Here is a 1,569-nt window from a genome sequence, read left to right as displayed (position 1 = left end):
GTGCCACGCCCAACCGGAGCGGGCTTTGCCAAAAGTCCAGCAGCAGGCGGGAGCGCGCCCCGGCATCTGCCCCTCCTCTTTAGCTCCTGCCCGCCTGCTCTCAGTTGCCGCCAGCCCAGGCCGGGAACTCACCAAGTATTTCAGTCGGAAATCCGTTGCATCTTCTGTCAATTGCTTTAATTGACTATTTCAGTCGGAATAAAAGCCACAGAAGAACGGGACATACAATGCTGAAAGCCACCACCGTACTGGCCGGCGCCCTGACCGCTGCCATTGCCACCTCAGCTGCCGCCGAAGGCGAGCTGAACATCTATTCGTCGCGCCACTATGACACCGACGAACAGCTCTATTCGGAATTCGAAGCGGCCACCGGCATCACCATCAACCGCATCGAAGGCAACGCGGACGAGCTGATCGCCCGGATGAACGCCGAAGGTGAGAATTCCCCTGCCGACATCCTGATCACCGTCGACACCTCGCGTCTGACGCGCGCCAAGGACGCCGGTGTGCTGCAAAGCATCGACAGCGATGTACTGGAAGCCCGCGTGCCCGCCTATCTGCAGGATGAGGACAATCAGTGGTTCGGCTTCAGCCAACGCTCACGGATCATCTTCTATGACAAGGATGAAGTGGCCAACCCGCCGCTCACCTATCTGGATCTGGCAGACCCCGCATACAAAGGCCAGGTCTGCATCCGATCTTCCAAGAACACTTACAACCAGACCCTTTTGGCCTCGATCGTGACTCACCACGGCACCGAAAAAGCCCGGGAATGGGCTGAGGGCGTCGTCGCCAACATGGCCCGCGACCCGCAGGGCGGCGACACTGACCAGATGCGCGGCATCATCTCAGGCGAATGCGATATCGCGGTGGCCAACACCTACTACTTCGCACGTTCGATCCGCAAAAACGTCAAGGGCATCTCGGACGGCCGCGATCAGATCGGCTGGCTGTTTCCCTCGCAGAATACAGAAGGCGCGCATATGAACCTCTCGGGCGGCGGTGTGGCAGCCCATGCGCCGAACAAGGAAAACGCCATCCAGTTCCTGGAATATCTCGCCGGTGATTCCGCCCAAGCGTATTTCTCGGCCGGGAATGACGAATACCCGGCGGTGCCCGGCGTCGGCCTGGCCCCCTCGATCGCAGCGCTTGGCCACTTCAAGCCGGATGACGTGAGCCTTTCGGACGTTGCCAAGAATCTTCCCGATGCACAGAAGATCTTCAACAACGCTGGCTGGAAGTAAGTCCAGCCGTCAGCCAACACGTAAAAAGCGCGGCTTGGGCCGCGCTTTTTTTACAGCTGCTGGTTCCACAGAAACACAGGCACGTCCCCTGACGAAAGATTGAAGCTGACAGAGCTTTTGCTAGACCCGTTCGGGTCACCGGCCTATAGATTCCCGCATCTTGAATTTCGGGGGGAATCATGCAGTCGAGGGCTTTCCGCGCTCTGGAGGAACAGAGCGTATGAACCGGTTGCCGGTAACGATAATCAGCGGCTATCTGGGCGCTGGTAAGACCACGTTAATCAACCGCCTATTAGCCGAAGATCACGGATTGAAACTGACCGTG

The 1,569-nt window shown here is 58.5% G+C and carries 3 protein-coding genes; all 3 read left to right on the top strand.

The window, feature by feature from the left end:
* On the top strand, window positions 1-184 hold a 184-nt coding region (locus A2I95_RS36740; RefSeq protein ID WP_291737417.1), incomplete at its 5' end, for a hypothetical protein.
* A gap of 43 nt (window positions 185-227) precedes the next feature.
* Window positions 228-1,244 carry a Fe(3+) ABC transporter substrate-binding protein gene (locus A2I95_RS36735; RefSeq protein WP_291737416.1) on the top strand — a complete coding sequence of 339 codons (1,017 nt, stop codon included), beginning with the start codon at window positions 228-230 and terminating at the stop codon, window positions 1,242-1,244.
* A 220-nt stretch (window positions 1,245-1,464) separates the two neighbouring features.
* On the top strand, window positions 1,465-1,569 hold a 105-nt coding region (locus tag A2I95_RS36730), incomplete at its 3' end, for a GTP-binding protein (protein WP_291737418.1).

It is taken from the genome of Leisingera sp. F5, assembly GCF_001593695.1.
Note: the sequence above shows the minus strand (reverse complement) of the source record. Positions and strands in the feature narration are given on the sequence as shown.

Excerpts from the sequence above, each read along its gene's own strand:
- A2I95_RS36735 (WP_291737416.1), top strand. The coding sequence starts at position 228 with ATGCTGAAAGCCACCACCGTACTGGCCGGCGCCCTGACCGCTGCCATT.